Here is a 24,428-nt window from a genome sequence, read left to right as displayed (position 1 = left end):
CCCGGCCCCGAAACGCCGAACGGGCCGACGGCCGAAGCCGTCGACCCGTTCGGATCGTGGAGTGCGTGGGGGTCAGTAACCCTTGGCCGCAGCCTGCTGCAGCATCGCCAGCACGGCGGGATCGACCTGCTGGCCACCGCTCTGCGCCTGCGAGATGACCTGCTGGATGTACTGCGAGTTCACCGACTGGCCGGGCTTGACGGCCGGCTTCTGGGCGGCGGGGGCCTGTGCGGCGGGCTTCTGCGCGGCCGGCTTCTGCTCGACGGGCTGCGCCGGCTTCTGCGCGGGCTTGCCGAGGGCGGGCTTCGCGACGGCGGGCTTCTGCGCGGCGGGCTTGGTGGGCACCTCGGTCGGGACGGTGCGCGGCGTCGAGGCGCCGAGGCCACGGCCGCAGGACGGCCAAGCGCCCTTGCCCTGGCCGGCGAGGACCTTCTCGGCGATCGCGATCTGCTGAGCCTTGCTGGCCTGGTTCGCGGTGGGCGCGTACTGCTGGCCGCCGTAGGAGTTCCAGGTGGAGGGGCTGAACTGCAGGCCGCCGTGGTAGCCGTTGCCGGTGTTGATCGACCAGTTGCCGCCCGACTCGCACTTGGCGACCTGATCCCACTGGGAATCGGGCGCGGCGTTCGCCGCGGGCGCCGAGAAGGCGAGGGTGGCACCGCCCAGGAGGGCGCCGGTAGCGGCGACCTTGGCTGCGGTACGGCCGGTGGTGGACTGCTTACGGTGGCGACCGGACATGCTGAGGGGTTTTCCCATCTCTCGTGCCTGCAAAGGATCTGTTCGGTACGAACGCGGGATGAAACCGTGGAGCTTCATCCGGTCCGAGCTGCTGCTATGACCGTCCGCGACGCTAGCAGAATCCTGCCCGTTGCCCAACCGTTACCGCTTCGTGATTTATGAGTGTGATCGAAGTCACTCGGGCTGTCAGCCGCCCGCGAACGGGGGGAGTACGTCGAGCATCACGCCGTTCGCCAGCGCATTCACATCCCGCACCGCGATCTCGTCGAGCAGGAAGCTGCACCGGGTGAGCACCGCCGCCAGATCCGGATGCCGGTTGCCCAACAGAGCGGCCACCTCGGCCACCGACGCCCCCTCGGGAACGTCCACGATCTCCTCGTCGAGGCCCGTCGCCGCGCGGGCGGCGGCGAAGTACCGGATCTGCACGCTCTAGCCCCCGATCGCGCTCATCGGGCGCGGGGGTTGCAGGAAGGTCGGATCGTCGATGCCGTGCCCGGCCTGCTTGCCCAGCATCGCCGTGCGCCACGCGTCGGCGATCTCGGCGTCCGAGCCGCCCCCGCGCAGCAGCGGCCGCAGATCGGTCTCCTCCGTCGCGAACAGGCAGGTGCGGATCTGCCCGTCGGCCGTGAGCCGCACCCGGTCGCAATCGCCGCAGAAGGGCCGCGTGACCGAGGCGATGATCCCGACGGTGGCGGGACCGCCGTTCACCAGGTACCGCTCCGCGGGCGCGCTGCCGCGGGGCGCACCGTCGGGCGTCAGCGTGAACTCGCGGCCGAGCTCGCCCAGCAGGTCCTCCGCCGTGATCATCGACGAGCGCTCCCAGGTGTGCCCGGCGTCGAGCGGCATCTGCTCGATGATCCGCAGCTCGTACCCGGCGTCCAGGCACAGCCGCAGCAGCGGCACCGCATCGCCGATGCGGCCGGGACCGAGCACCGCGTTCACCTTCACCGGGGTGAGTCCGGCGTCGGCCGCGGCGCGCAGTCCGGCGAGCGCATCGTCGAGGCGGTCGCGACGGGTCACCTGGGCGTAGGTATCGCGGTCGACGGTGTCGAGCGAGACGTTCACCCGGTCCAGACCGGCCTCGGCGAGCCGCTGCGCGTGCCGCGCCAGGGAGAGCCCGTTGGTGGTGATCGACAGTTCCGGACGCGGCGCCAGGGCCGCGGCGTGCGCGACGATCGCCGGGAGATCGGCGCGCAGCAGCGGCTCACCGCCGGTGAACCGGATCTCGGTGATGCCCAGATCGCGCACGGCGATGCCGATGAGGCGCTGGATCTCCTCGGTGCTCAGCACGTGCGCGGAGGCGAGCCAGTCCAGGCCCTCGGCCGGCATGCAGTAGGTGCAGCGCAGATTGCACCGGTCGGTGAGCGAGACCCGCAGGTCCCGCGCGACGCGGCCGTACCGGTCGACGAGGTCGCCGGCCCCCGGGGAGGTGGATGCCGTCATCGCGACCTCAGTCCTTCCCGATGTTGCCGAGGACCACGCCGACGATCCCGATGATGAAGCCGATCGGCGCCAGCGGAGTGAGCGCGTACACCCATGTCGGGGCGGTCACGCCGCCGTCGATCATCGGTGTGAGGAACAGGGCGGCCAGCGCGATCAGGCCGACCGCGAAGAGGATCGCCGCCACCGTCACCACAACCGATTCCCACTTGCCCACACAGCTAGACTAGAACAGTTGCGCCTCGCCCTCGCGGGGCGCGTTTGTTGTTCAGTACGCAGGAGCAGGTGACAAAGTGCCTACCGGCAAGGTCAAGTGGTACGACGCGGAGAAGGGTTTCGGCTTCCTGTCGCAGGAGGGCGGCGAGGACGTGTACGTCCGTTCGTCCGCGCTGCCCGACGGGACCGGGGAACTCAAGCAGGGTCAGCGCGTCGAGTTCAGCATGGCCGCGGGTCGCCGCGGCCCGCAGGCGCTGACCGTCACGGTGCTCGAACCCGCCCCGAGCGTGGCTCGCGGCGCAGCGCAGCGCACCCGTCGCCCGGCGGCGAACCGTCGTCCGGCCGACGAGCTGCACGGCATGATCGAGGACATGATCCAGCTGCTGGACGGCAGCGTGCAGCAGGAGCTGCGCAAGGGCCGCTACCCGGACCGCAAGGCCTCGGAGCAGATCGCCAAGGTGCTGCGCGAGATCGCGCGGGAGCTCGACTCCTAGAGCTCGTCGATCCGCCGCACGTTCGCCCGGTCGGGTGAGGGCGGCGGCGGGTCGTTGAACTGCCGGGCCGGGTTGTTCGGGTCCTGGAAGGGCTGGACGCCACCGCGCCACAGGCCCTTCTTCTTCCGGTAGACCACTACGGCCACGGCGATGATCGGGAGCAGGAAGAGCATCGCGGCGACCGCGACGGTGACCCACTCGGCCTCGTCCACGGCTACACGTTCTGCTTGCTGACGAGCCCGTCGGGCAGGGTGTCGATGCCCCACACGGCCTGCGCCACGAGGTTGCCGAAGGCGTCCTGCACCGTGGACGGAACCCGGATCTCGACGGCGCCGAGGATCAGCTGATCGGTCGACTTGAGCACCAGCGTGGCCTCGGTGGGCCGCACGTGCGTGCGGGTCTCCAGACTGGCCTTGCCGGTGGTGGTGTCGAAGCGCTGGATCGTCACGTCCCAGGGACGGTCGGTGATGTAGTCGGGCAACGAGATCACGAGGGCCTTGCCGGGCTCGACGGCGACCCGGGTGGGCCGGGCCGGGGCGTCGCACTTGGGCTGTGCCACCTCCTCGCAGTACTGCAGCGGGGCCACCTTGATCAGCGCGGTGCCCGAGGCCGCCGACAGCGCGGGGCGCGGCTTGGGTTCCTGGTTCTTCTTCACGGCCGCGTTGATCGTGAAGGCGAACAGCACCGCCACCGCCACGAGGAAGACGGCGCCGCCGATCACCAGGTTCCGGCTGGGCTTGATCATCTAGTCCCCGTTCGTCGTGGGTGGGATGTGCTCCGGACGCTTGCCGCCGAAGCCCGGGATCAGGGATCCGCCCCGGTAGGTCAGCACCGTCTGCGCCGTGCCGACGGCCATGATCGCCGCTACGGTTGCAAACCCGATCCACAGCGTAGGCGGTAGCAGCACGCCGAGCGCGGCACCGCCCACCCAACCGAGCTGCAGCGCGGTCTCGGACCGGCCGAAGGCCGAGGCCCGCGACTCGTCGGGCAGATCGTCCTGGATCGACGCATCGAGCGAGACCTTGCCGATCGCGGAGGCGCCGGAGGCGATGAACGTGATGACGGTGACCACCACGAGGTTGGACAGGACGGCCGCGACGACGGCGCCGATGGTGGCGGCGATCGTGGCCTGGACCACCACCCGGGCGGGCTTCGGCAGCTGCATGCGGGCGCCGATGCCGTTGCCGATGAAGTTGCCCACACCGGCGGCGGCGCCCACGGCACCGACCATCGCCAGCGCGGTGAAGGCCTGCGCACCGGCGGCCTGCTCGGCCTTGGAGTAGAAGGCGATGAACAGGGTGAGGAAGCCGGTGAGCACGCGGATCGTGGTGTTGCCCCAGATTCCGGTGACCACGTTGCGGCCCAGCGGCACGCGCAGGTTCTTGAAGGCCGCGCCCAGGCTGGCCCGGCGGCCGGCGTCGTCGCGGCGCATGGCGTCGGTGTACGACAGCGTGGTGGGCACCTCGCCCGCGGTGCTCTCGACCCACTTGGGGATGCGCATGCACATCACCGCGCCGCCGACCGCGAAGATCATCAGCACCACGATCGCGCCGGGGATGTGCAGCGAGCGGCCCAGCCCGAACTCGGCGGCCGCGGCGATGGCGCCGCCCACGCCGGAGCCCACGACCAGGCCGAACAGCGTGAGCCGGGAGTTCACCCGGGCCAGGTCGATCTGCGGTGGCAGCACGCGGGGGGTGACCGCGGATTTGAGCACCGAGAACGATTTGCTCATCACCATCATCCCGAGCGCGGCGGGATAGAGCACCCACGGATCGAAGTTCACCGTGTTCGCGACCGAGTCGTAGGTGCAGTTGGTGATCAGCAGCACCGCCAGGCCCACGCGGATGCCGAAGGAGGTGGCCAGTGCCACCCGGCGGCCGTGCTGGATGCGGTCGATGAGCGGGCCCATGAAGGGCGCGATGATCGCGAAGGGCGCGATGTTCACCAGCAGGTACAGCGCCACCTTGGACTTGGACTCGGCCTGCGCCGCGGCGAAGAACAGGGTGTTCGCCAGCGCCACCATGAGCGCCGCGTCGACCGCGTTGTTGAGGATCACGGGGTAGGTGAGTGCGGTGAGGCCGGACTTGTCGGCGCCGTCGGCCTTGGTGGCGCGGTGCCACTTGGCGATGCCGGCCTCGGTGATCTCGCGGCTGCGCATGGCCGCGACCCTGGTCACGGTGATCTTGCGCGGCATCTTGCGCCGCTCCTCGTCGGCGGCGCGCCGCTCACCGGGGCTCGGCGTCTCGTCGAGGGGCGGCAGGTGATGGTTGGCGCGGTACTGCGGGCGCGACGGTCCGCGCTCGCCGCCGGTACCGGTCCGGCCCTCGTCGGTGTCCGACGGTCCGCCGCCCACGTGGGCATGCGGAACCGGCCCCGGGCGTCGCCGGGGCTCGTCGGGGGGATAGTGCTGCTGCCCCGGATGACCGCTCACTCCACCCATTGTTCCGTATGCCGCCGACAGGTGTCGGCACCACCGCCCGCCCCCGGTGCCGATCGGGTGCATCGATACGGCACACTTGAGGTGTGACTTCCGCATTGCAGTCCGGCGCCGCGATCGATCTCGCACGCGCCGCGCTGGAGGCCGACGAGGGCGCCGCCGTGGGCGCGCACGTGGCGACCGTCGTCGAGGACGAGTTCGCCGTCGCCCATTACTTCGAGGCCGATCTGCCCGCGTACCGCGGCTGGCAGTGGTGCGCGGTGCTGGCCGGAACCCCCGGCGGCGAGCTCACGGTCTCCGAGACGGCGCTGCTGCCCGGCCCCGGTTCGCTGACCGCTCCCGAGTGGGTGCCGTGGGATCAGCGGGTCCGCGCGGGCGATCTGAGCCCCGGCGATGTGCTGCCCCCGCGGGAGAACGATCCGCGCATCGAGCCCGGCTACCTGCTCTCCGGTGATCCGGAGGCCGATGCGGTGGCGGGCGAGATCGGCGTGAACCTCGAGCGCGTGATGACGCGCGTCGGCCGCCTGGACGCCGCCGAGCGCTGGACCCTCGGCCCGTACGGCCCCGATTCCGAGATGGCGCGCTCCACCCGGTTCCACTGCGGCGACTGCGCCTTCTACCTGCCGCTGGCCGGGGCGCTGCGCGCCTCCTTCGGCGTGTGCGGCAACGAGTACTCGGCCGACGGGCACGTGGTGCACGCGCACTACGGCTGCGGCGCGCATTCGAGCGTGCCGGCACCGTCGGGCCAGGGCAGCCCCGCGTACGAGCCGTACGACGACGGCGCGGTCGAGAAGGTGCCCGCCGAGCGGGCCTAGCGTGCCCCTCGTCGCCGACCCCTTCGGCACCGCCGCGCTGCGGGACGCCGTGCTCGCCGCGTGGCGGGACTCGCCCACGCGCGCCGCCGAGGATCTCGCGGTCGAACGCGATCTGGTGACCGTCGGCTACCGGGACCGGGTGCCGGTGGAGCTGGCGCAGAACGCCGCCGATGCCGCCGCCGCTGCCGGAGTCCCCGGCGAGCTGGCGGTGTGGCTGGATGCGGACGGCGTGCACGTGGCGAACACGGGTGCCCCGCTCACGGTGGACGGTGTGCGGTCGCTGTCCGCGCTGCGCGTCTCGCCCAAGTCCGACGGTGCCGCTGTCGGACGGTTCGGGGTGGGTTTCGCCGCGGTCCTGACGGTGACCGACCACGTGCAGATCCGCTCCACCGCGGGCGGCATCGAGTTCTCCGCGGACCGTTCGCGCGCCGATGCCGGTGCGCCCGCGGTCGCGACGATGCGGCTGCCGTACCCGTGCGCGGTGCCGCCGCGGGAGGGTTTCGCCACCGAGGTGGTGCTGTTCGGCGCCGGACCGGAACTGGTGGCCGAGTTCGCCGCGGAGGCCGGGGATCTGCTGCTGGACCTGCCCGCGCTCACCGGGATCACGGTGGCGGGGGAGCGGATCACCGCGCCGGATCTGCCCACGGGCACCGGGCCGCACGCGCGCTGGGTCCGCGGCGCCGATGCGCGGTTCCTGCACTCGCCCACCCGCACCGATGAACCGCTCACCCTCCCGGTGCGGGTGATCGCCGACCTGCCCACCACTCCGGACCGCCGGCACCTGCATCCCGATGCCGAGATCGCCCGGGCCGCGCAGGGTTACGCCGAATTCGTGGCCGCTCAAGCCGATCCGATGGACCTGCTGCCGCCGCGCCGCCCGCCCGCCGGTGCGGTGGACGGTGCGCTCCGCGCGGCGATCGAGGAGCAGCTGCGGTCGTACCCGTGGCTGCCCGGCGGGTTGCGGCCCGATCGCGCCGCGGTGCTGCCGGGGCTCACGGACGAGCTGTACCGGCTGCTGTGCGAGTCGCTGCCGATGGTCCCGCCGGAGTTGTCGGCCGCGCCGGACGCCGCGCGGTTGGAGGCCCTGGGCGCCCGCGGGCTGACCGCCGCCGATCTCGCCGATGCCGTGCCCCGGGATCGCGAACCCGCCTGGTACGCGGAGCTGTACGCGGCGCTCGACGCGGCCCGGCTGCCCGCCGACGAGCTGGGCGCGCTGCCCGTGCCCCTCGCCGACGGCCGGGTGGTGACGGGGGCCCGCGGCGCCACCGTGGTGGCCGATCGCACCGATCCCGCGACGCTGGCGCGGATCGGCTGGGCCCGGGTGGTGCATCCCGAGGCCGCGCATCCGCTGCTCGATCGCGTGGGGGCGCGCCGCGCGACCGCCGCCGATCTGCTCGCCGATCCGGCGCTGCGTGCCGAGGTGGACCGGATCGACTGGGAATCCGGCGCCACCGACGACGATCTCGCGCTGACCGAGGCGGTGTTGGCGTGCGCGGGGGAGACGGGCGCCGTGGGTCCGGCGTGGCTGGGCGCGCTGCCGGTGCCCGACACCGCCGGTGAGCTCGTGCCCGCCGACGAGCTGCTGACGGCCGATGCGCCGCTGCGGGCGGTCCTCGGCGACGATCATCCCTACGGCACCGTCGATCCGGAGTTCGCGGCGCGGTATCCGGCGGCGGCGCTGCGCGCGATCGGCGTCGGCTGGACCTTCGGCGTGCTGCGCGAGGAGTACCCGGAGGGGCCCGATTCCACGCTCGACGGTGCCGAGGACTGGTGGGCGGCGCTGGGGTCCGAGCCGGACGAGCTGATCGCGGTGCGCGATCTCGACCTGGTGGAGCACTGGGAGCCCGCGCTGTCGTTGATCGCGGATCTGCCGGGGGTGCTCGACGATCCGGACGGGTACACGGCGTGGTGGCTGCGCACCCGCACCCCGCTGGGGCGGCTGCGCTCGCTCGACGATCCGACCTTCGCGGGTCTGCTGGATCCCTGCGAGCACCCCGATGCCGGACGTCTGCGCTCCGCCCTGTTCGCCGGGGTGCGAAGCGATTCCGACGCCCAGACGATGGCCGACGCCCTCGCCGATCCGCGGCGCACCCCCGCGCCCGGCGTGATCGCCGCGGCCTATCGCGCGCTCGCCGGACGGCACATCGAGGACCTGCCCGCGCGGGTCCGCACGGCCGACGGCGAGCTGGTCCCCGCCGAGGCGGTGACGGTGCTCGACCGGCCGCATCTGCGATTCCTGGGCACTCCCATCGTCTTCGGCGGCATCGAGGAGGCCGCGGCGCTCGCGGCCACCCTCGACCTGCCGTGCACCGGTGAGGTGCACACGGCGGCCGTGACGGGCCGCGGGGCACGGTTCGCGCGCGGTGCGCACCCGGGCGTGACGCTCGCGCAGCTGCTCGGCGCGCTGCCCGAGGCGCCCGAAACCGAAGTGCACGAACGACTGACCGTCCGGACGGATTCTGGCGAACGTGCCGTGCCGCACTGGGTCGACGACGCGGGCGTGCTGCACGTCGACGCCGCGGAGGCAGGGGAACGATGACCGATCAGTGGCCCAATCCGGTGGACTCCGGCGTTCTCGACGCCGTGGTGTCGATCCGCTCGGACGCGCTCACCGCGGTGGTCCGTGTGATCACCACGGTGGGAAACACGGTCTCGCTGATCGCGATCGCAACGATCGCGGTCCTGGTGTTGCTCCGGCTTCGTCACCGCGTCTGGGCGGCCTACTGCGCGGCGACCTCACTGCTCTCCTGGGGAGTGATGTTCGTCACCAAGATCGCTTTCGGTCGGGAGCGGCCGAGCATCCCGCCCCGGTTGGTGGAGATCGACTCGCTGAGTTTCCCGTCGGGGCACGCGCTCAACTCCGCGGTGGTGCTCGGGTGCATCGCGGTGTCCGCGTGGGCGATCACCGGTCGGCGGTGGCCGCTCGTGGTCGCGGTGATCGCCAGCGCGCTCATCGGACTGAGCCGGGTGTACCTCGCGGCGCATTGGCTCACCGACGTGCTGGCCGGCTGGTCGATCGGTGCGGCGATGGTGGCCCTGGGGCTGCTGGCCACGCGAAAGGCGGTCGCCGCGAAGGGTGCGGTACCGGTCAGGACAGACCGCGCTGCGCTCCGCGATCGCCCCGGCGGGCCGCCCGCCGCTGGGCGGTGAGCACCGCCGCGCCGAACAGTCCCACACCCACGCCGCAGGCGCACGTGATCCAGGCGTCGCCGAAGGTCTCACGGGCGGCGAGGGTCACGATGAGGGAAATGGCGAACAGCACCGTGCCGATGATCACCACGGGCCGCGGTTCGGTCAGAGAGCGCGGGAGTTCCGGCGGGGTGACCGCTTCTTCGGCGGGTCCCGGCGAAACAGACATGACATTCTCCTCGGGGTTCATGCGCGCAAAACATTCTCTCGGATGTACTCTAGCGCCGTGACTGACAATGACGACCGTCTCGCCGGTGACCTCTCTCTCGCCACCGTGCGATTCGCGCGCCATCTCCGCGGCCGGCGGCGCGACTCACTGGTCTCGCTGACCCAACTGTCCGCGCTCAACGCCCTCGCGAACGACGGGCCGCTGACGCCCGGCCAGCTCGCGGCGCGTGAACGGGTGCAACCGCCGTCGATGACGCGCGTGATCGCCACGCTGGCGGACCTCGGCCTCGTCCGGCGTGCGCCGCACCCCACGGACGGCCGCCAGGTGATCGTCAGTCTCTCCGAAGAGGGTGAACAGGTGATCACTGGAGAAGCGCGCGCCCGTGAGGCGTGGCTGCGGGGCAAGCTGGACGAGCTCACCCCCGCGGAGCGCCAGACCCTCGACGGTGCCGTGAACATCCTCAACCGGCTCATCGCCGGCGAAGAGTCGCAGTCCTGATTTCCTTCAGTGTGAAGATTTACGCACACCGTGTGAATTCATAGGACGAAAGAGAAATAGCATCGGCCCGAAAAAGCGGTACGCCGGTTACTGATGCGTACCCAATTCGGTGCTGATTGCCATTCCGGGTCAGAAAGCCGTGCCGAGTTCCGGCTGTCGCTCCGTGCGGAACACCGATAGCGCGCGGAAATCCCCGTCGATCCGGCCGGCCCGCGCCATCGTGCTCGGGGAGGTCGCGCCCAGATACAGGCCCGCCAGCGTGGCCCCTGAGAGCGCCACCACGGGTTCGGCGTCCACCGGCGTGCACCTGGCCGCCCCCGCGGTGATCTGCAGCCGGTACGGCGCACCGTCGACCGCGAGCACCAGATCCGCGTCCCGTTCGTAGGTGCGCGCCTCCAGCGCCGCGGGAACGTCGATGAACTTGAGCCACAGGCGATCCTTGTGCCCGGTCACCGTGACCGACCGGGAATCCACGAGCATCTCGCGGAGCGGGTGGTCGGTGGGCAGGTCCGCGGTGACCGCGTCGAAGATGTCCAGTCCCAGGACGGTCTGCCACAGGTCGGCCGCCGCCTCGTCGGTGAGTGCCTTGACGTCGTCGAGCTGGGCGCGGTCCTTCTCGTCCACCCGGTAGGTCACGTAGCCGTCCGGATGCAGCAGGTAGCGGCGGGCCGAGCCGCCCCACCGGCACCACTGCGGGTCGGCGTGGAAGAGCTCCCACTGCCACTGCGCCGACGCCGAACCGGGGGTGGCGGCGTGCCAGCGCTCGTACAGCTCCTCGATCCGCTGCTTCGCGGCCTCGGCTTCCACGGCGCGGGTCCGGGTGGGGCCGGGCATCGGCGCCCGTAGCCGCGCGGTCCGCCGGTTGATCGTCACCTCGTCGATGAACGTGGCTGTGCCGTAACCGAACCGCTCGTAGATGGTGCCCTCGCTCGCGGTGAGGATCGCCACTGCCGCGCCCTCGGCGGCGTACCGGGAGTGCAGCTCGTCGAGCATCATCCGCAGCACGCCGAGCCGGCGGTGGCTGGGCGCCACCGACACCCAGGTGACGCCCGGAGCGGCGAGCTGCGCGCCGCCCGGCACCGTCAGGGTGAGCGCGAAGGAGCCGGCCACGCCGGCGAGCGTGCCGTCCTCGGTGTCGCGGGCCACCACGAACCGGTCGAGGTCGAGGGTGCGGCGGATGAGGTCCGCGGCCTCCGCCTCGAAGGGGGAGCCGAAGGCGCGGACGTCGTGGGCGAACATCTCGGGCCAGTCGGCCTCGGTGGCGGTACGGATCTCGATCACGTGGATCGATACTAGGCTGGACCCGTGGCGGCGCAACCGAATTATCCCATTCACGATCCGGATGATCAGCGGCTCAATGATTTCCGTGATCTCTCGACGGCCGACAAGCGTCCCGACCTGGCGCGCGGGGTGGTGCTGGCCGAGGGGGTGCCGGTGGTGGAGCGGATGCTCGCTTCGCGGTTCCCACCGCACGCGATCATGGGGACCGCCGGGAAACTGGAACGCCTCGCGGACCGGTCGCCGCAGGTGCCGCGGTACGAGGTGACCGCCGATCTGATGGCCGAGGTGGTGGGCTTCCACCTCAACCGCGGGGTGCTCGCGGCCGCCGAACGCCCCGCTCCGCTCGACCCCGGCCGCCTCCTCGACGAGGCGCGCACCGTGGTCGTACTGGAGGGGGTCAACGATCACGAGAACCTGGGCTCGATCTTCCGCAACTGCGCCGCCCTCGACGCCGATGCGGTGCTGTTCGGGCCGCGCTGTTCGGATCCGCTGTACCGGCGGGCCGTGCGGGTCTCGATGGGGCACGTGCTGCTGGTGCCCTTCGCGCACCTGCCGGCGCAGAACTGGCCCGAGGCGGGGCTCGGACTGCTGGCCGAGCGGGGCTTCCGGGCCGTGGCGCTCACTCCGTCGGGGGAGGCGACGGTGGCGGGCGCGCTCGCCGGCGCACCCGAGCGGGTGGCGCTGATGGTGGGTGCGGAGGGCCCGGGGCTGAGCCCGGAGGCGCTCGCCGCCGCCGATGTCCGGGCCGCCATCCCGATGTCGCGCGGCACCGACTCGCTCAACGTCGCGACCGCCACGGCCGTCGCCTTGTACGAACGCATGTCACAGTGAACGGGTGCGATACACACCGGCCTTCACGGGCACCGCGGTGGCGGTGCTCGTCGCGATGCTCGGTGGCACGGTGCTCTCACTGCTGTTCGTGACGGTCATGCTGGTGAACATGTGGCTGGGGCTCGGGCTCCTGGCCCTCGGCACCGGCGGCGCGGCACCGGTGCTGTACGGCTACCGCCACCGGCCGGTCACGCGCTGGTTCTGCGCCGGCGGCGCCGTCGCGCTCCTGCTCACCTGGCTCTGCGCACTGGCGGCCATCGGAAACGGCGTGGTCGGATAGGCGGGCGGGGCTTCAGAGCTCGCGCAGCGCGTAGAACTCGTCCCGTTTGAACGGGGCGGCGGCCGTCGCCACGGCCCGTCCGACGTCGGCGAACTCGGCGTCGAGCGGTGCGATCGTGACCCGGACGTGGTCGGTCTCGGGCGTTCCCACGACGAACGGGGTGCCGGGCGCCACCCGGATGCCCTCCGCTGCCAGGTGGATCAGGGCCCGCCGCTCGTCGTCCACGGGGATCCAGAGGTTGAGGCCCTCGGCGGTGGCCGCGGCGGCGTCGATTCCCTCGATCGCGGGGACGAGGGCGTCGCGGCGGCGCGCGTACTCCTCGCGGGCCCGGGCCACCGTGCGTTCCGCCGTCGGATCGGAGAGCAGGTCGTAGAGCAGGCGCTGCAGGATGCGCGGCGTCCAGCCGGGGCCGAGCGCGCGCCGGGTCACCACCCGGTTGATCACCTCGGCCGGGCCGGACATGGCCGCGATCCGCAGGTCGGGGCCGTGCGATTTGGAGAAGCTGCGGATGTGCAGCACCCGTTCGGGGATCCATCGGCCCAGGCTCAGATCCGGTGCGGCCACCACGGAACCGGAGTGATCGTCCTCGATCACCATGCACTGCGCATTCCCGCGCAGCAGGCGCACCAGTTCCTTCGCGCGGCCCGGTGACATCGAGCGGCCGGTGGGATTGTGCGCGCGGGGCTGGATGATCGCGGCCGACGGTCCCTGCGCGAGCGCCTGCGCGAAATCGTCGGGGCGGATCCCCTCGTCGTCGAGGCCCACGGGGAGCGGGTGCAGGCCGTTGATCTCCAGCAGATCCAGGAACTGGGGGAAGGTCGGGTTCTCCACGATCACCCGGTCGCCGTAGCGGGTGGTGGCGTCGAGCGCGCGCACGACCGCGTCCAGGGCGCCGTCGACGATGGTCAGGGCCTCTGAGGAGGTGGGCCAGGTGCTGCTCAGGAGCGCCCCGAGCTCGGGGACCACGGGGTGCTCGTGATAGTTCGTGGTCTCGCCCCGGCGGGCCACCGCCGCAAGGGATTGCGCGATCTCCGGCAACAGCCGCGGATCGGGAGCGCCGAGCGAGAGATCCCATCGGACGTCGCCGTGCTGGCTTGCCATGGCGCCCGTCCGCGACGACGAGGCGGGGCGACGGTCCGCACCGTCGGCGACGAAAGTGCCACTGCGCCCGCGCGATACGACCAGGCCCGAGCGGGCCAGGGCCTGCCAGCCGTGGCTGATCGTGGCGGGGGAGACGCTCAACTGCTGGGAAAGGGCGCGCACGGTGGGCAGCCGGTCGCCCGGCAGGAGCTCGCCGGTGTTGATCATGCGTGCGATCGCACCCGCGATCCCGGCGGGTGTGGGGTCGTCGATGTGCAGCGCCGGCGTGGGACGAATCGGGTCGGCCGGAGATTTATCCATCTCGCCTCCTCGGGGGCCGCGGTGCGGCACACTCCGTAACATACTCTCGCGCAACTGAAATATTCGGGAAATGTTTACCCAGGAGAGTATCAGAAGTAGTCGAGACGGATCGGAGGACACGATGACGGTGATCAGGGCGGCCATCACGCAGGCCACATGGACCGGTGACGAGGCGTCGATGGTGGACAAGCACGAGGCGCTGGCACGGCAGGCCGCGGCGGACGGCGCGCAGATCGTCTGCTTCCAGGAGCTGTTCCACGGCCCCTACTTCGGCATCGTCGAGGACGCCAAGTACTACGAGTACGCCCAGCAGGTGCCGGGCCCGCTCACCGAGCGGTTCGGCGCGCTCGCCAAGGAACTCGGCGTGGTGATCGTGCTCCCCGTGTACGAGGAGGAGATGCCCGGCCTCTACTACAACACCGCCGCCGTCCTCGACGCCGACGGCAGCTACCTGGGCAAGTACCGCAAGCATCACATCCCGAACCTCGACCGGTTCTGGGAGAAGTTCTACTTCCGCCCCGGCAATCTCGGCTACCCGGTCTTCGACACCGCCGTCGGCAAGGTGGGCGTGTACATCTGTTACGACCGGCACTTCCCGGAGGGCTGGCGCGAGCTGGGCCTGGGCGGCGCCGAACTGGTCTTCAACCCGTCCGCCACCAAGCCGGGGCTGTCGAACCGGCTGTGGGAGCTGGAGCAGCCCGCCGCAGCCGCGGCCAACCAGTACTTCGTGGCGGCCAACAACCGGATCGGCACGGAGACCGATGAATTCGGCGACCTCGCGGTCACCTTCTACGGCACCTCCTACTTCGTGGACCCGCGCGGCAACCTGGTCGGCGAGGCGGGCTCGACCGATACCGAGGAGATCGTGATCCGCGACCTCGACCTCGGGCTGGTCCGCGAGGTCCGCAACGACTGGCAGTTCTATCGGGACCGTCGCCCGGACTCCTACACCGCGATCCCCGCGCGCTAGGGCGGCCGCCATGACGACGACCTTCATCAAGGGCGGCACCGTGGTCTCGGCCACCGGACGCGGCGCGGCGGACGTCCTGGTCGACGGGGAGCGGATCGTGGCGCTGCTCGAACCCGGCACCACGGTGCTGGGCAGCGACCTCGCGGCCACCGCCGACACCGTGATCGACGCGACCGGTAAGTACGTGATCCCGGGCGGCATCGACGCGCACACGCACATGTCGATGCCCTTCGGCGGCACCAACGCCTCGGACACCTTCGAGACCGGGACGCGCGCCGCCGCCTGGGGCGGCACCACCACCATCATCGACTTCGCGGTGCAGAAGTTCGGTGAGCGCCTGGAGGATTCACTCGCCACCTGGCACGAGATGGCCGGCGGGGAATGCGCCGTGGACTACGGCTTCCACCAGATCGTCGGCGATGTGAACGCGGCCTCGCTGTCCGCCATCCGCGGCCTGCAGGACGAGGGCATCACCAGCTTCAAACTGTTCATGGCCTACCCGGGCGTCTTCTACAGCGACGATGCGCAGATCCTGCGCGCGATGCAGGTCTCCGCCGATACCGGGCTGCTGACCATGATGCACGCGGAGAACGGCCCGGCGATCGACGTGCTCGTGGAACAGCTGCTGGCGCAGGGCAAGACCGACCCGTACTACCACGGCATCGCCCGCGCCTGGCAGCTCGAGGAGGAGGCCACGCACCGCGCGATCATGCTCGCCCAGCTCACCGGGGCGCCGCTGTACGTGGTGCACGTCTCCGCGAAGCAGGCGGTCGCGCAGCTCGCCGCGGCGCGGGACCAGGGGCAGAACGTGTACGGGGAGACCTGCCCGCAGTACCTCTACCTCTCGCTCGAGGATCAGCTCGGCGCACCGGGATTCGAGGGCGCGAAGTGGGTGTGCTCCACGCCCCTGCGCTCGAAGCACGAGCACCACCAGGACGAGGTGTGGCAGGCGCTGCGCACCAACGATCTGCAGATGGTCTCCACCGATCACTGCCCCTTCTGCATGAAGGGCCAGAAGGACATGGGCATCGGGGACTTCTCCAAGATCCCCAACGGCATCGGCTCGGTCGAGCACCGGATGGACCTGATGTACCAGGGCGTGGTCTCGGGGAAGATCACCCTGGAACGCTGGGTGGAGATCACCTCCACCACCCCGGCGCGGATGTTCGGAATGTACGGCCGCAAGGGCGTTCTCGCACCCGGCGCCGACGCCGACATCGTGATCTACGACCCGAACGGGCACACCTCCATCGGACTCGAGAAGACGCACCACATGAACCTCGACTACTCCGCCTGGGAGGGTTTCGAGATCGACGGCCACGTCGACACCGTGCTCTCCCGCGGCAAGGTGATCGTGGACGACGACCAGTACCTCGGCCGCAAGGGCGATGGCAAGTACGTCCGCCGCGCGCTGAGCCAGTACCTCATCTAGGAGCTGACCATGGATTTCGGTGTCGTCCTGCAGTGCCACCCACCCGCCGCACGCACCATCGCGCTCACCAAACTGGCGGAGTCGCACGGTTTCAACCACGTGTGGACCTTCGATTCGCACCTGCTGTGGCAGGAGCCCTACGTGCTGTACGCGCAGATGCTCGCCGAGACCCGGCGAGTCACGGTGGGCCCCATGGTCACCAATCCCGCCACCCGGGACTGGACGGTAACGGCGTCGCTGTACGCCACGCTCAACGAGATGTTCGGCAACCGGACCGTGTGCGGCATCGGCCGCGGCGACTCCGCCGTGCGCGTGACGAACGGCAAGCCCACCACGCTGGCCACCCTGCGCGAATCGATCCACGTGATCCGCGAACTCGCCAACTCCCGGCCGGTGGAGTATCGCGGCTCGACGCTCCAGTTCCCGTGGAGCACCGGCTCCGAGCTGGAGATGTGGGTCGCGGCCTACGGCCCGAAGGCGCTGGCGCTGACCGGAGAGGTGGCCGACGGATTCATCCTGCAGCTGGCCGATCTGGACATCGCGGCGTGGATGATCGACGCGGTGAAATCGGCCGCGTCCGATGCCGGCCGCGATCCCGAGGCGGTGAAGATCTGCGTCGCCGCGCCGATGTACGTCGGCGATGATTTCGCGCATCAGCGCGATCAGTGCCGGTGGTTCGGCGGCATGGTGGGCAATCACGTGGCCGACATCGTGGCCCGGTACGGCGCCGGCGGCGCGGTACCCGCCGCCCTCACCGACTACATCGCCCAGCGCAGCGGCTACGACTACAACCAGCACGGACAGGCCGGGAACACCCACGCCGACTTCGTCTCCGACGAGGTGATCGACCGGTTCTGCCTGCTGGGCACCGTCTCCGACCATCTCACCAAGATCGAAGCACTGCAGAAACTCGGCGTGCACCAGTTCGCCGGCTACCTGCAGCACGACAACAAGGAGGAGACGATGCGCCAGTACGGCGAGCACATCATCCCCACCGTGAACCGCACCATCACGGCGAAGAAGGACGCCTGAGATGGCCGCCGTGGACACCGCGGACCCGGACCGTCTGGCCTACGAACTGGACCGCGAGTACGTCTTCCACTCCTGGTCGGCCCAGGCGGCGCTCGACCCGATGGTGGTCAGCCGCGCACTGGGAACCCGGGTGTGGGACGGCGCCGGGCGCAGCTATCTCGACTTCTCCAGCCAGCTGGTCAACGTCAACATCGGGCACCAGCACCCGGCGATGGTGCGCGCGATCGCCGACCAGGCCGCGCGCCTGTGCACCATCGGCCCCTCCGCCGCCAACCTGGCGCGCGGCGAGGCGGCGCGCCGCATCGTCGAGCTCGCGCCCGACGGCCTGACGAAGGTCTTCTTCACCAACGGCGGCGCGGACGCGGTCGAGAACGCGATCCGGATGGCGCGCCTGCACACCGGGCGCAGCAAGGTGCTCAGCGCCTACCGCTCGTACCACGGCAACACCGGGTCGGCCGTCACCGCGACGGGGGACTGGCGGCGGCTGCCGAACGAGTACGCCCAGGGACACGCGCACTTTCACGGCCCGTACCTGTACCGCTCCGAATTCTGGTCGCAGACACCGGAGCAGGAGTGCGAGCGGGCGCTCGCGCACCTGGAGCGCACCGTCACCGTCGAAGGCCCGGACCGCATCGCGGCGATCCTGCTGGAGTCCGTCCCCGGCACCGCCGGGGTGCTGGTGCCGCCGCCCGGATACCTGACCGGTGTGCGCGAGATCGCCGACGAGCACGGCGTTCTGCTGATCCTCGACGAGGTCATGGCGGGCTTCGGTCGCACCGGCGCGTGGTTCGCGCACACCCGGCACGGCGTGCGACCCGACCTCATCACCTTCGCCAAGGGCGTCAACTCCGGGTACGTGCCGGTGGGCGGCGTCGTGATCGGCGAGGCCATCGCGAAGACCTTCGACGACCGTGTGTTCCCGGGCGGCCTCACCTACAGCGGCCACCCGCTGGCGTGCGCCTCGATCGTCGCGGCGCTCGACACGATGGCCGAGGAGGGCATCGTCGACAACGCCGCCCGGATCGGGCGCGATGTGCTCGGCCCGGCACTGCGCGCGCTGGCCGAGGACTGCCCACTGATCGGCGAGGTGCGCGGCGAGGGCGTCTTCTGGGCACTCGAACTGGTCGAGGACCGCGCCACTCGCGCACCACTGCGCGCCGACCGGATGGGCCGGATCAAGACCGCCCTGATCGCGGGCGGCCTGCTGCCGTTCGTGACGGACAACCGGATCCACGTGGTCCCCCCGTGCACCGTCACCGATGTCGAGGTCGCCGAGGCGATCGCTATCTACCGCTCCGTCCTGATGTCAGGAGAAATCTGATGACCGTTCCCACCCTCGATCACCTCGTCGCCGGCCGCCCGTGGTCCGGCACCTCCACCCGCACCTCGCCGGTGTACGACCCCGCCGTGGGCACCGTGAGCACGCAGGTGCGGCTGGCCTCGGCCGCCGATGTCGACGCCGTGGTGGCGCAGGCGAAGGCGGCGCAGGTCGAATGGGGAGAGGCGTCGATCGCCCGCCGGATGGACGTGCTGTTCCGGTTCCGCGAGCTGCTCACCAGCCGCCGCGACGAGCTGGCGCAGATCCTCACCGCCGAGCACGGCAAGGTGCTCGCCGACGCCGCCGGCGAGATCGCCCGCGGGATCGAGGTGGTCGATTTCGCGCTCAGCATGCCGCACCTGAACAAGGGCGAGTTCACCCAGAACGCCTCCACCGGTGTGGACGTGTACTCGGTCCGCGAGCCGCTGGGCGTGGTCGGCATCATCAGCCCGTTCAACTTCCCGGCGATGGTGCCGCTGTGGTTCTTCCCGCTGGCCATCGCGGCCGGGAACGCGGTGGTCCTCAAGCCGAGTGAGAAGGATCCGTCGGCCTCGAACTGGTTGGCCGCCCTGCTCGACGAGGCGGGACTTCCGGCCGGCGTGATGAATGTGGTGCACGGCGACAAGGAGGCCGTCGACGCGCTGCTGGTGCACCCGGGCATCGCGGCGATCTCCTTCGTCGGCTCCACTCCGATCGCGCAGTACGTCTACCAGCAGGCGACCGCCGCAGGCAAGCGCGTGCAGGCCCTCGGCGGCGCCAAGAACCACATGCTGGTGCTCCCGGACGCCGATCTGGACCTCGCCGCCGATGCCGCCGTGAACGCCGGATTCGGCAGCGCCGGTGAGCGTTGCATGGCCGTCTCCGCGCTCCTGGTGGTCGACTCCGTGGCGGACGACCTGATCGAGCGCATCCGCACCCGGATGGCGTCACTGCGCACCGGCGACGGCCGCCGCGGCTGCGATATGGGCCCGCTGATCACGGCCGCGCATCGCGACAAGGTCTCGGGCTACATCGACATCGCCGCCACCGACGGCGCCACCGTGGTGGTCGACGGCCGGGGCGACGAATTCGACGGTGCCGCCGACGGATTCTGGCTCGGCCCCACCCTGCTGGACCGGGTGCCGCTCGACTCCGCCGCCTACCGCGACGAGATCTTCGGCCCGGTGCTCTCGGTGATCCGAGTGTCCGGGTTCGCTGAGGCGATCGAGATCATCAACGCCTCGCCCTACGGCAACGGCACCGCGATCTTCACCAACGACGGCGGCGCCGCCCGCCGGTTCCAGCGGCAGGTCCAGGTGGGCATGATCGGGATCAACGTGCCGATCCCCGTTCCCGTGGCCTACTACAGCTTCGGCGGCTGGAAGGCGTCCATGTTCGGCGACGCGAAGGCCTACGGCGCCGCCGGCTACGCCTTCTTCACCCGCGAGAAGGCCGTCACCTCGCGCTGGCTGGACCCCAGCCACGGCGGCATCAATCTCGGTTTCCCACAGAACGACTGATCGAACGACAGGGGCTCCGCCATGTCCGAACCGGTAACCGCGCCCAGTGATTCGGCGCTGCTGAACGCAGATCTGGCCCCCACGACCAAGGAGAACGCCACCTGGAAGTCGTGGGACCTGTTCTGCCTGTGGATGACCTCCGCGCACAGCCTGGGCAGCTACGGCTTCGCCGTGGGCATGCTCGCCCTGGGCCTGAGCGGCTGGCAGACGGTGGCGGCGCTGTTCGTCGGCGTCCTGATGCTGTGGGCCGGGTCCAACCTGATCGGCGTGGCCGGACAGAAGGTGGGCGTGCCCTTCCCGGTGTTCGCCCGCGCCACCTTCGGGATCTTCGGCGCCAACATCCCCGCGCTGCTGCGCGGCCTGGTCGCCGTGTTCTGGTACGGCATCCAGACCTACCTCGCGGCGCTGGCGGTGATCGCCCTCATCGTGCGGATCTGGCCGTCCACCGAGGCGTGGACGCACGGCGGCTTCTTGGGGCAGAGCCCGCTCGGATGGATCGTCTTCATGAGCCTGTGGGTGGTGCAGCTGCTGATCCTGTCCTACGGCATGGACATCGTGCGCCGGGTCTCGGACTTCGCCGGACCCGTGGTGTGGATCGGGATGTTCGCGCTGGCGCTGTGGATGCTGAACAAGGCCGACTGGAGCATCGACTGGAACGCCCGCACCGGTTCGCCACTGTCCGGGCCGAGCACCGTGGCCGCGTTCGTGGCCGTCGCCTTCCTCATGGTGGCGTTCATGGCCGGCCCGCTGGTGAACTACGCCGACTTCGCCCGGCTCTCACCGTCGACCCGCGCCATCAAGCGGGGAAACGCCCTCGGGATCCCGCTCAACGAGACCGCCTTCGTGCTGATCTCCCTGGTGATCTCGCTGTGCTCGCTGAAGGTCTTCGGGGACAGCTCGAAGGATCCGGTGGCCTTGGTCTCGGAGATCGACTCGGACGTGATCGTGGTGATCGCGGCACTGCTGTTCGCCATCGCCACCGTCGGCATCAACGTGGTGCTCAACTTCGTCTCGCCCTCCTACGACATCAGCAACGTGGCGCCGAAGTACATCTCCTTCCGCACCGGCGGCATCATCACCGCCGTGCTGTCGATCGTGGTGCTGCCGTGGAAGGTGTGGGGCAGCGAGACGGCGGTGGTGTACTTCCTCGGCGGCGTCGGAGCGCTGATGGGGCCGGTGTTCGGCATCCTCGTCGTCGACTACTACCTGATCCGCAAGCAGGGCACGCGGATCGCCGACCTGTACTCCACCCGCCCCGACGGTTCGTACTACTTCGTCCGCGGCGTCAACCCCGCGGCCGTAGCGGCGCTGGCGATCTCCGGGGCCGTGGCCGTGGTGATCGCGCTGGTGCCCACCTCGCAGTACGTCACAGCGCTGAGCTGGCCGATCGGTGCGGCTCTCGGGGCGGTCCTGGTGCTGGTCCTGACCCCGTTGCTCGGCGGCGGCTCGCGGGTCCCGAGCCCGGAGGCGGTCGCCACCGAGAGCTGACGGGGCGGTCCGAAACTTAGGACTACTATTAGAAGTATGCCGAGTGTTTTCGTGTCCCTGCGGACACGGAACTATCGGCTCTGGGCCGGCGGCCAGTCCGTGAGCCTGGTGGGCACCTGGATGCAGCGCGTCGCCGAGGACTGGCTGGTGCTGGACCTGGCGCACGGCCGCGCCTGGGTGCTGGGCGCGGTGATGGCCCTCCAGTTCGGCCCCACGTTGCTGCTGTCCGCGTGGGCGGGACTGCTCGCCGACCGCTACGACAAGCGGCGGGCGCTGATGTTCACGCAGTCCGCGGCCGCGCTGTGCGCCGCCGCGCTCGCGGTGCTCACGCTCACCGGGGCCGTGCAGTTGTGGCACGTCTTCGTGATCGCCTTCGTCTTCGGATGCACCGCGGCGATCGCGGGCCCGTTCCGGCAGGCCTTCACCATCGAGATGGTGGGACCGGAGCTGCTGCCCAACGCGATCGGGCTCAACTCCATGGTCTTCAACGCCGCGCGGATCGTGGGCCCGGCCATCGCCGGGCTGCTGATCGCGGGCGTGGGTACGGGCTGGGTGTTCGCGGTCAACGCCGTCTTCACCGGCGCGATCGTGGCCGCCCTGGTGGCGATGCGGGTGGGGGAGCTGCACCCGTCGCCGCCGGTGGAGCGGGCGAAAGGCCAGCTGCGGGAGGGCTTCCGGTACGTGCGCCGGCGACCCGAGCTGCTGCTGGTGATCGTCGCGGTCTTCTTCGTCTCCACCTTCGGCATCAACTTCCCACTGGCCCTGTCCATCCTGGCCCGCAAGGGCTTCGGGCTCGGTGCCGACGCCTACGGGCTGCTGTCCACGATGCTCGCCGTGGGCACCCTCTCCGGTGCGCTGATCGCCGCCAAACGTACCGGCCGGGCGCAGCTGCGCACCTGCCTGCTCGGCGGCACCGCCTTCGGTGTGGCGCAGGTGTTCACCGGTTTCGCGCCCTGGTTCTGGCTGGCGGCGGTGCTGCTCATCGCGGTGGGATTCCTGCAGATGGCCTTCACCACCTCGGCGATGAGCATCATGCAGCTATCAGTGGATCCCGAGTTCCGCGGCCGGGTCATGGGCATCTACATGCTGGCCTTCCTCGGCGGCACCCCGCTGGGGGCCCCGCTGCTCGGCGTCATCGCGGATGCCACCACGCCCGCCGCGCCACTGATCGTGGGCGGTGTGGTCTCCGCTGTCACCTGCGCGGTGTGCGGGATGTACGCGCTGCGTGCGTCGCGAAACAGCGTCTGAGCGGCCGGCCGAGGACACTATGGCCGCAGGTGCGCGCTGAGCGACAGTTTCGCGATGCGGCCCCGCCGCGGATCAGAAGCCGAAGAAGCTGCGGACCTTGCCGCGGTCCTCATGATTCGGCTCGGGCTCCTCGACCGGGGGCTGCGGCGCACCGTCGGGGACCTGCGGGGGCGCCTGCTGGACCGGCGGCTCGGCGACCGCCGCGGCGGGCACGAAGTCGATCACCTGGATCCGCGCCGGATCGAGATCCGTCGGCTCCAGCGGGTGCGTGAACCGGAAGCCCAACAGTTCCCGGTTGGCCTGCTCGGCGAATTCCATCGGATGGAAGGGGAGCGCGCGCGGATCGGGTTGCACGCCCTCCGCGTAGGTCAACGGGTGCTCACCCGCCCAGAACGGGCCCTCGAACCGCTCCGGCAGACCCTCGTCCTCCAGGATGTCGAGCGGATGCGCCGCGAAGGCGCGACGCACGGCATCGCCGGTGTGGATGGCGAAACCGCCCACCGCGCGATCCGGATCGGCGATCAGCAGGAAGCTGCGCGCGGCGGGCACCAATTCCCACCACGACGAGGCCAGCTCACTGGGACGGGTCACGCGCAGGCCCTCGTGTGCCACCACCGTCAGCCCGCCGTAGGAGCCCACGTACACGTGCCCCGGCAGCGGATCCGCCGCGCGGGCCAGGGATTCCGGACGCCCCGCCACGGGGCCGCCCAGGATGCGCTCGGCCACCGCACGGGATGCGGCCTCGTCGGGCCGCCCGGCGATGGCCAGGATGCCCTTCGGCTCGGCAACGTCGATGAACCAGATAGTCGCGGCTCTCGCGCCCACGGATCGTCCCCTCCTGTCGAGAAGTGCAGTGCGGCGGTCGGTCCGTCAGCCGTTCTTACCGCCGCGGACGCCCAGGAGCACGTCCTCCCACGACGGCATCTCGGGATGCCGCCGGTCGTGATCGCGGGGCGCCTCGGGGGCCTGCCGCGGTGCCTCCGGTGCGCGGTGGGGCGGCTCGCCGCCCACCGCGCGCAGCGGCTCGTCGACCTCGAAATCGTCGACGGGGGCGGTGCGCTCGATGCTGCGCAGGGCGCGCCGGGCATCGGGATCGAGCAGCTCGCGGGCCGTGTCGTCGATCGGGGTCGCGGTGCCGCCGTGGGCGCCCGGCGCGAACTTGTAGTGCGCCTCGTTGCGGGACTTGCCCACCGTCCACGCGATCCGCACCACCCAGCGGTTCTCGGGGCCCTTCCAGGCGTCCCACTCGGTGGTGTCGGTGTGGCCGCGCTCGACCAGCGCGCCGCGGATCACGTCCGCGAGCGCCGTGTGCATCGGGCCGTCGCCCCGCACGGGATGCGCGAGCTGCGCCAGCTCCGCCGCCCGAGCACGCTCCAGCAGCACGGGGCTCGCGAACCGCTTGATCCGGTGCACGGGGGCGCCCGCGAGCGCGGCGACCTCCTCCACGGAGGCGCCGGCGCGGATGCGGGCCTGGATATCGCGGGGCGAGAGCTCCGAACCCAGTTCGAGCTCGGTCTGCACGCCGCGCGTCAGCTCACCGGCCACGGCAGCACGCAAGGTGTCGTCGATCGGCAGCCGGAAACGTCCCGCGGAGCCCTCGCAGACCAGCGACGTCCCATCGTCGTCCAGCGCTACAACCCGCAGTTCCTGCATGG

At 70.8% G+C, this 24,428-nt stretch carries 26 protein-coding genes; 14 read left to right on the top strand and 12 right to left on the bottom strand.

Going from position 1 to position 24,428, the window contains the following annotated elements:
• Window positions 1–72: 72 nt before the first annotated feature.
• The 4 genes from ABD108_RS03905 to ABD108_RS03890 all read right to left on the bottom strand — a co-directional run bounded on the left by ABD108_RS03905 (window position 73) and on the right by ABD108_RS03890 (window position 2,392).
• Window positions 73–735: a transglycosylase family protein gene (locus ABD108_RS03905; protein WP_220658456.1), complete on the bottom strand. Its 663-nt coding sequence runs from the start codon at window positions 733–735 to the stop codon at window positions 73–75.
• 186 nt (window positions 736–921) lie between these two features.
• On the bottom strand, window positions 922–1,161 hold the full coding sequence (locus ABD108_RS03900) for a MoaD/ThiS family protein (protein WP_220656478.1): 240 nt from the start codon (window positions 1,159–1,161) through the stop codon (window positions 922–924).
• Between the two features lie 3 nt (window positions 1,162–1,164).
• Window positions 1,165–2,178, bottom strand: a complete 1,014-nt coding sequence (gene moaA / locus ABD108_RS03895; RefSeq protein ID WP_343929431.1) for a GTP 3',8-cyclase MoaA — start codon at window positions 2,176–2,178, stop codon at window positions 1,165–1,167.
• Between the two features lie 7 nt (window positions 2,179–2,185).
• Window positions 2,186–2,392: a hypothetical protein gene (locus tag ABD108_RS03890; protein WP_220656476.1), complete on the bottom strand. Its 207-nt coding sequence runs from the start codon at window positions 2,390–2,392 to the stop codon at window positions 2,186–2,188.
• A 76-nt stretch (window positions 2,393–2,468) separates the two neighbouring features.
• Between ABD108_RS03890 and ABD108_RS03885 the strand changes: the two genes are divergently transcribed.
• A complete protein-coding gene (locus ABD108_RS03885) occupies window positions 2,469–2,885 on the top strand; it encodes a cold-shock protein (RefSeq protein WP_220656475.1) in 417 nt (138 codons plus the stop codon).
• Here the strand turns inward: ABD108_RS03885 and ABD108_RS03880 are convergent.
• From ABD108_RS03880 to ABD108_RS03870, 3 genes are read right to left on the bottom strand one after another with little or no spacing between them, the layout of a single operon-like run.
• Window positions 2,882–3,097: a hypothetical protein gene (locus ABD108_RS03880; RefSeq protein ID WP_220656474.1), complete on the bottom strand. Its 216-nt coding sequence runs from the start codon at window positions 3,095–3,097 to the stop codon at window positions 2,882–2,884. The genes ABD108_RS03885 and ABD108_RS03880 overlap by 4 nt on opposite strands.
• A gap of 2 nt (window positions 3,098–3,099) precedes the next feature.
• A complete protein-coding gene (locus ABD108_RS03875) occupies window positions 3,100–3,630 on the bottom strand; it encodes a DUF2771 family protein (RefSeq protein ID WP_343929429.1) in 531 nt (176 codons plus the stop codon).
• On the bottom strand, window positions 3,631–5,325 hold the full coding sequence (locus ABD108_RS03870; protein ID WP_220656472.1) for an MFS transporter: 1,695 nt from the start codon (window positions 5,323–5,325) through the stop codon (window positions 3,631–3,633).
• An 83-nt stretch (window positions 5,326–5,408) separates the two neighbouring features.
• Here ABD108_RS03870 and ABD108_RS03865 point away from each other — a divergent pair, with 83 nt between their 5' ends.
• Genes ABD108_RS03865 through ABD108_RS03855 form a run of 3 tightly spaced genes read left to right on the top strand, consistent with a single transcriptional unit; the run spans window position 5,409 to window position 9,287 of the window.
• Window positions 5,409–6,137: a DUF3027 domain-containing protein gene (locus ABD108_RS03865; protein WP_220656471.1), complete on the top strand. Its 729-nt coding sequence runs from the start codon at window positions 5,409–5,411 to the stop codon at window positions 6,135–6,137.
• A gap of 1 nt (window position 6,138) precedes the next feature.
• Window positions 6,139–8,676, top strand: coding sequence for a sacsin N-terminal ATP-binding-like domain-containing protein (locus ABD108_RS03860; RefSeq protein ID WP_343929427.1), 2,538 nt, complete (start codon window positions 6,139–6,141; stop codon window positions 8,674–8,676).
• Window positions 8,673–9,287: a phosphatase PAP2 family protein gene (locus tag ABD108_RS03855; protein ID WP_343929425.1), complete on the top strand. Its 615-nt coding sequence runs from the start codon at window positions 8,673–8,675 to the stop codon at window positions 9,285–9,287. The genes ABD108_RS03860 and ABD108_RS03855 overlap by 4 nt, the downstream gene beginning before the upstream one ends.
• Here ABD108_RS03855 and ABD108_RS03850 read toward each other — a convergent pair.
• On the bottom strand, window positions 9,226–9,495 hold the full coding sequence (locus ABD108_RS03850; protein ID WP_305110083.1) for a DUF2530 domain-containing protein: 270 nt from the start codon (window positions 9,493–9,495) through the stop codon (window positions 9,226–9,228). The genes ABD108_RS03855 and ABD108_RS03850 overlap by 62 nt on opposite strands.
• A 42-nt stretch (window positions 9,496–9,537) precedes the next feature.
• On the opposite strand from ABD108_RS03850, the gene ABD108_RS03845 reads away from it, so the two are divergent.
• Complete coding sequence (locus ABD108_RS03845) at window positions 9,538–9,993, top strand: MarR family winged helix-turn-helix transcriptional regulator (protein ID WP_343929423.1); 456 nt, start codon at window positions 9,538–9,540, stop codon at window positions 9,991–9,993.
• 129 nt (window positions 9,994–10,122) lie between these two features.
• On the opposite strand, the gene ABD108_RS03840 is transcribed toward ABD108_RS03845, so the two are convergent.
• Window positions 10,123–11,274 (bottom strand): GNAT family N-acetyltransferase, encoded by a 1,152-nt coding sequence (locus tag ABD108_RS03840; RefSeq protein WP_220656466.1) that lies wholly within the window; start codon window positions 11,272–11,274, stop codon window positions 10,123–10,125.
• 24 nt (window positions 11,275–11,298) lie between these two features.
• On the opposite strand from ABD108_RS03840, the gene ABD108_RS03835 reads away from it, so the two are divergent.
• Together ABD108_RS03835 and ABD108_RS03830 are read left to right on the top strand one after the other, a co-directional pair.
• Window positions 11,299–12,105: a TrmH family RNA methyltransferase gene (locus tag ABD108_RS03835; RefSeq protein WP_343929421.1), complete on the top strand. Its 807-nt coding sequence runs from the start codon at window positions 11,299–11,301 to the stop codon at window positions 12,103–12,105.
• Window positions 12,106–12,109: 4 nt separating this feature from the next.
• On the top strand, window positions 12,110–12,385 hold the full coding sequence (locus ABD108_RS03830) for a DUF2537 domain-containing protein (protein ID WP_305110081.1): 276 nt from the start codon (window positions 12,110–12,112) through the stop codon (window positions 12,383–12,385).
• A 12-nt stretch (window positions 12,386–12,397) separates the two neighbouring features.
• Here the strand turns inward: ABD108_RS03830 and ABD108_RS03825 are convergent, their stop codons facing one another.
• Complete coding sequence (locus tag ABD108_RS03825; protein ID WP_343929419.1) at window positions 12,398–13,786, bottom strand: aminotransferase-like domain-containing protein; 1,389 nt, start codon at window positions 13,784–13,786, stop codon at window positions 12,398–12,400.
• Between the two features lie 121 nt (window positions 13,787–13,907).
• Between ABD108_RS03825 and ABD108_RS03820 the strand changes: the two genes are divergently transcribed.
• Genes ABD108_RS03820 through ABD108_RS03790 form a run of 7 tightly spaced genes read left to right on the top strand, consistent with a single transcriptional unit; the run spans window position 13,908 to window position 22,773 of the window.
• The gene (locus ABD108_RS03820; protein ID WP_220656462.1) at window positions 13,908–14,756 is read left to right on the top strand and encodes a nitrilase-related carbon-nitrogen hydrolase; all 849 of its coding nucleotides are present in this window, start codon (window positions 13,908–13,910) and stop codon (window positions 14,754–14,756) included.
• 10 nt (window positions 14,757–14,766) lie between these two features.
• Window positions 14,767–16,188, top strand: coding sequence for a dihydropyrimidinase (gene hydA / locus ABD108_RS03815; protein WP_305110078.1), 1,422 nt, complete (start codon window positions 14,767–14,769; stop codon window positions 16,186–16,188).
• 9 nt (window positions 16,189–16,197) lie between these two features.
• Window positions 16,198–17,220, top strand: a complete 1,023-nt coding sequence (locus ABD108_RS03810; RefSeq protein ID WP_343929417.1) for a TIGR03842 family LLM class F420-dependent oxidoreductase — start codon at window positions 16,198–16,200, stop codon at window positions 17,218–17,220.
• A gap of 1 nt (window position 17,221) precedes the next feature.
• The gene (locus tag ABD108_RS03805; RefSeq protein WP_343929415.1) at window positions 17,222–18,541 is read left to right on the top strand and encodes an aspartate aminotransferase family protein; all 1,320 of its coding nucleotides are present in this window, start codon (window positions 17,222–17,224) and stop codon (window positions 18,539–18,541) included.
• Window positions 18,541–20,037: a CoA-acylating methylmalonate-semialdehyde dehydrogenase gene (locus tag ABD108_RS03800; RefSeq protein ID WP_305110075.1), complete on the top strand. Its 1,497-nt coding sequence runs from the start codon at window positions 18,541–18,543 to the stop codon at window positions 20,035–20,037. The genes ABD108_RS03805 and ABD108_RS03800 overlap by 1 nt, the downstream gene beginning before the upstream one ends.
• A 21-nt stretch (window positions 20,038–20,058) precedes the next feature.
• A complete protein-coding gene (locus ABD108_RS03795) occupies window positions 20,059–21,525 on the top strand; it encodes an NCS1 family nucleobase:cation symporter-1 (RefSeq protein WP_343929413.1) in 1,467 nt (488 codons plus the stop codon).
• A 36-nt stretch (window positions 21,526–21,561) separates the two neighbouring features.
• Window positions 21,562–22,773: an MFS transporter gene (locus ABD108_RS03790; protein WP_220656456.1), complete on the top strand. Its 1,212-nt coding sequence runs from the start codon at window positions 21,562–21,564 to the stop codon at window positions 22,771–22,773.
• A gap of 72 nt (window positions 22,774–22,845) precedes the next feature.
• Here ABD108_RS03790 and ABD108_RS03785 read toward each other — a convergent pair whose 3' ends face one another.
• Together ABD108_RS03785 and sepH are read right to left on the bottom strand one after the other, a co-directional pair.
• On the bottom strand, window positions 22,846–23,598 hold the full coding sequence (locus ABD108_RS03785; RefSeq protein WP_220656455.1) for a DUF6928 family protein: 753 nt from the start codon (window positions 23,596–23,598) through the stop codon (window positions 22,846–22,848).
• A gap of 45 nt (window positions 23,599–23,643) precedes the next feature.
• On the bottom strand, window positions 23,644–24,426 hold the full coding sequence (gene sepH / locus ABD108_RS03780; RefSeq protein ID WP_220656454.1) for a septation protein SepH: 783 nt from the start codon (window positions 24,424–24,426) through the stop codon (window positions 23,644–23,646).
• Window positions 24,427–24,428: the final 2 nt, after the last annotated feature.

The sequence above is a fragment of the Tsukamurella strandjordii genome, assembly GCF_039525985.1.
GTDB lineage: Bacteria > Actinomycetota > Actinomycetes > Mycobacteriales > Mycobacteriaceae > Tsukamurella > Tsukamurella strandjordii.
This window is presented reverse-complemented; position numbering and strand designations above follow the sequence as displayed.